A 4,381-nucleotide genomic window follows, 5' to 3' on the forward strand; every position below is an offset into this window, starting at 1 on the left:
GCAGCTACGTCGGCGACGCCAAGGTCGCCCCCGCCGGCCGGTTCCAGGCCGGCGCCAGCCCAGCCAACGCCGTCCGCGTCGGGCTGAAGACGGGGGTGCCGGTGCACTTCGCGCAGGTGCTCGGCCTGCCCAAGACCGTGCCGATCCAGGTGACGGGCACGGCCGCGAGCGCCCGGTTCGCGGCCCTCTCGATCGGTTCCGGCGTGGCGGCGCTCGACGGCGGCGTCGCCAACGCCCTGCTCGGTGCGATGCTGGGCACCAAGCTGTCGCTCTCCGTCCTCGACTACAACGCCCTGCTGTCGACCCAAGTCGACGCCTTCCGCTTCCTCGACGCGCTGGCGGTCGGCCTGAACCTCCAGGCGGCGAACTACGCCGACCTCGTCGCCGCCAAGGCCAGCGTCGGGCAGCTCATCGCCGCCCTCAAGGTCGCCGCGCAGGGCACCTCCGGTGCCGGCGCCGCGGTGACGGCCCTGGCCAATCTGATGGCCGCGCTGCCGAACGCCGGCGCGCTGGTTCCCGTCGCGCAGGTCGTCGACCTCGGCGACGCGGGAGCGCTGTCCCCCGCCCGCGGCGCCGCCGGCCCCCTGGTCGGCCTGATGGACGTGCTCGCCGACATCGCCGCGGGCGCCAACGGCCAGAACCAGATCGCCTTCGACCTCGGCGCGACGGTGCCGGGCCTTCTCGGCACCCGCCTGACGCTGGCGATCGGCGAGCGGCGGCAGGATTCGGGCTACGTCCAGCCGGGCACGGCGAACGCCACGGTCCACACCGCGCAGGTGCGCCTGCTGATCGAGACGACGCTGACGGCGCCGCTCGGCCTCGGAACCGTGACCCTGCCGATCTATGTCGAGGCGGCGCAGGCCTCGGCGACCCTGCGCACCATCGCCTGCCCCTGGACCGCCGCGACCCGGCGGCAGGTGACGGTGGACGCCCAGCCCGGCCTCGCGACGCTCGCCATAGCCAACGTGTCCCGCAGCAGCATCGCGGTCGGCGCCGCCACCCCCGACCTGACCCGCCCCGCGAACCTGATCGCGTTGCCGCTGCTGACCGTGCAGGGCACCGCGCGGGCGACCATCGCCAGCCCGACGCCCCAGACCCTGACCTTCTCCAACGACGACATCACGCGCCAGATCACGAAGACCGTGTCCACGACCGGCCTGACGCAGTCGCTGACCGGCAGCCTCGTCCAGGGCTTGTCCCTCTCGATCAACGGGCTGATGATCGTGCCGCCCCTGCTCGGGCCGCTCCTGTCCACCGCACTGATGGCGGTGACGCCGGCCCTCGACGGCGTGCTCGACACGACGTTGCGCATCCTCGGCCTGCGCCTCGGCTACGCCGACGTCACCGTCGACGGCACGATGTGCAACCAAGCCGTGCTGGTTCAGTAGCCCGCGCGTGCATGGCGCGAGGCGGGGGCCTCGCTTTCGATCAGTGCCCGCGTCCGAGCCCGCGTGCCGACCCGCGTGCCGACCCGCGTGCTTGCCCGCGCGACAGGGCGGCGATCTGCTGGCCGAGGCTGAGGAGCAGCACATCGACGAGCAGACGCAACTCCGAGTTGTCGAGATGGTCGATCGACTCGCGGCAGGCGAGGGCGTGCGCGGCGGCGGTGTCGAGGATCGTCGCCGGGTCTGGGCGCTCGCTGAAGGCGCCGAGGTCGAGGTCGCCCTCGGTGACGTCGATGATGATGCCGTGGCCGTGCAGCACGGTCCCGGCCTCGCTGCGGACGAGACGGCCGCGGTCGAGGATCCGGCGCACGCGGCCCGTGGCCGAGACGGTGCGGTATTCCGCGACGAACAGGCCGCCGCTCCGGCGCAGGCGCTTGAAGTGGCGCGACAGCTTGGGCAGGTCGTCCGGATGCACCCGGGCCTTGGCGCGCTCGAACGGGACGGGCAGCCCGGCGATCGCGTGGTCCCCCGCCAGCACGTCGGCGGCCCCGGCATCGAGGATGCAGCGATCGGGCTGGGCCGACCACGACCAGGTTCCGACGACGCCGGAGGCCGACAGGGCTGCGGTGAGGTCGACGGGCAACGCACGGGGCCGATCGATGACTTCGGGGCGCATGGAGGACCTCCACGGTTCGGTTGTAATTTCGCTCGGGAACCGGCGACATACAACCAAGGATGGAATTAATAGAGAGTTAATTCAACACGCGCTCCAGGCTCGACCCCGCTGCATTCTACCGATCCCGACGGGTTTCACGGTCGTGCCGCCCCGGCGATGCCGATCGCGAGGTCTCGCGGTCCCCGCAAGGGTACCCTGGCCGAGACGCAGCGAAGTCGGGCGCCGGGAGGCAGGGTGTGCGGGGGCGTCAGCCGATCTGGCTGAACAGCGTCACGGCCCCGAAGATCAGCACGGACACGACCACCGCGGCGATCAGGATCAGGGCCGCACGCGATTCCTGCAATTCCGGCGACATGCCCACTCCATCGAAGCCGGCGACACGATGCGGTCGCGCGCAACCCGTTGACCTTGCGAACCTCGCATCGATCGTTCCGGCTGTCGAGGCGCGGATAGCCGGCCAAAGCGGTGCGCCAGCGCACAGCTTGGCCGCAGTTTCACCCCTACGTTGAAAAGCTGCCGAAGGCCGGGCTGCGCGCGCGCGGGGCGCGCCGCATCCGGCATGGAGTGCTGGTCATGACCTCGTCCCTGCGCATCGCCGCCCTCGTGCTCGTGGCCCTGCCGATCGCCTCGGCGCAGGCCCGCGACGCGCGTGGGAAGCCGATGACCCCGCGCGACCGCGCCGCCTTCGAGACCGCCCAGAAGTTCTCGGCCCGCATGGGCCGGCTCGACGCGCTGATGGGCGGCGTCCCGCGCGGCACGGCCGCGCCCCGCGCACGCTCGGCCAACGCCGAGCACTGATACGGCATCCGCTTGATGAAAGCGGCTGCCGTATCGGCAAGCCCGCGCGGCGCATGAGCGAAGGTAAAATCCGCCATCCCGAAGGGATCAACCGGATTTGGTATGACGCGGCGCGACCTAGCCGAGGCCGCCGGCCTCGACGACGAAGCGCGCGACCGCGTCGGCCCCGGCGCCCTCGCGCAGGGACGCGAACACGTAGGGCCGCGTCCCGCGCATGCGCTTGGTGTCCGCCTCCATCACCCCGAGGTCGGCGCCGACCAGCGGCGCGAGGTCGGTCTTGTTGACGATGAGCAGGTCCGAGCGGGTGATGCCGGGGCCGCCTTTCCGTGGGATCTTCTCGCCGCCCGCCACGTCGATGACGTAGAGCGTGATGTCGGCAAGCTCCGGCGAGAAGGTCGCCGCGAGGTTGTCGCCGCCCGACTCGATCAGGATCAGGTCGAGCTTTGGAAAGCGCCGGCGCATCTCGGCCACCGCCGCGAGGTTGATCGAGGCGTCCTCCCGGATCGCCGTGTGCGGGCAGCCGCCGGTCTCGACCCCCATGATCCGCTCCTCGGGCAGCGCGCCGGCCACCGTGAGGATGCGGGCGTCCTCCTTGGTGTAGATGTCGTTGGTGATCGCGCAGATCTCGTAGGTGTCGCGGAAGCGCTTGCACAGCTGCTCCATCAGCGCGGTCTTGCCCGAGCCGACGGGGCCGCCGATGCCGACGCGCAGAGGTCCGTTGTTCGATGCCATGCGGGCAAGCTCCGTCAGAGGATCACGAGCGGAAGATCCGCGAATACTGGGTCTCGTGCCGGAACGAGCCGAGATCCAGGCGAAGCGTCGCCGAGCCGAGGTCGTCGAGGCTGCAGGCTTCGGCCTGCTCCGCGAGCGCGGCGATGCGGGGGCTCAAGGCCGCGATGATCCGGGTGCCCGCGGCCTGCCCGATCGGCGCAGCGCGCAACGCCGCCGAGACGAGGTTCTGGATGAAGGCGAGGCCGTAGGAGGCCAGAAGCGCCGGCCGTTCCATGCGGTGCGCCGCCGCCGCAGCCCCCACCGCGACCGGGTAGGCGACCGCTCCCGGCAGCGCCTCGGCGACCGCGTCGAGGGGTGGGCACGGCCACGCCGCCAGGGTCGCGTCGAGGAAGCTGCGGCCCTGCTGGCTCGTCTCGAGGTGGAGCTCGCGCGACGGCGCCAGCGCCAGGGCGAGATCGTTGATCGCGGCGAGTTCCGGCATCGTCCCCGCAGCAACGGCGCGGTGGGCGTGGGCTGCCAGGATCAGGTCGTTGCGGCCGGCGCCGTGCTCCATCACGTCGCCGAGCCAGCCGGCGATGCCCGCCTCGTCGGCGACATCGCCCGCCTCCACCGCCCATTCGAGCCCGTGCGAGTAGGCGTAGGCGCCGACCGGGTAGGTCGGCGACAGCCACGCCATCAGCCGGATGCGTTCAATCATGGGTGTGGTAGCGCCCGTCGCCGTGATGGTGGGCGTGGCCGCCCGCAGGCTCGCCGGGGTGGCCGGCATCGTGGCCATGCGCCGGGGCGTGGC

At 71.9% G+C, this 4,381-nt stretch carries 5 protein-coding genes; 2 read left to right on the forward strand and 3 right to left on the reverse strand.

What is annotated here, in order from left to right; translation table 11 throughout:
* Positions 1–1,388: TadG family pilus assembly protein (locus FV222_RS18280; protein WP_147815333.1), on the forward strand; the 1,388-nt coding region annotated here is incomplete at its 5' end.
* Between the two features lie 40 nt (positions 1,389–1,428).
* On the opposite strand, the gene FV222_RS18285 is transcribed toward FV222_RS18280, so the two are convergent.
* A complete protein-coding gene (locus FV222_RS18285; protein WP_147815334.1) occupies positions 1,429–2,061 on the reverse strand; it encodes a PAS domain-containing protein in 633 nt (210 codons plus the stop codon).
* Positions 2,062–2,526: 465 nt separating this feature from the next.
* Between FV222_RS18285 and FV222_RS18290 the strand changes: the two genes are divergently transcribed.
* Positions 2,527–2,859, forward strand: coding sequence for a hypothetical protein (locus FV222_RS18290; protein WP_246685532.1), 333 nt, complete (start codon positions 2,527–2,529; stop codon positions 2,857–2,859).
* A gap of 117 nt (positions 2,860–2,976) precedes the next feature.
* Here FV222_RS18290 and ureG read toward each other — a convergent pair whose 3' ends face one another.
* Both ureG and FV222_RS18300 read right to left on the reverse strand, forming a co-directional pair.
* Positions 2,977–3,591 (reverse strand): urease accessory protein UreG, encoded by a 615-nt coding sequence (gene ureG / locus FV222_RS18295; RefSeq protein ID WP_147751441.1) that lies wholly within the window; start codon positions 3,589–3,591, stop codon positions 2,977–2,979.
* A gap of 22 nt (positions 3,592–3,613) precedes the next feature.
* On the reverse strand, positions 3,614–4,288 hold the full coding sequence (locus tag FV222_RS18300; RefSeq protein WP_147762829.1) for an urease accessory UreF family protein: 675 nt from the start codon (positions 4,286–4,288) through the stop codon (positions 3,614–3,616).
* Between the last annotated feature and the right edge of the window lie 93 nt (positions 4,289–4,381).

It is taken from the genome of Methylobacterium sp. WL103 (genome assembly GCF_008039885.1).
In the GTDB taxonomy this organism is placed as follows: domain Bacteria; phylum Pseudomonadota; class Alphaproteobacteria; order Rhizobiales; family Beijerinckiaceae; genus Methylobacterium; species Methylobacterium cerastii.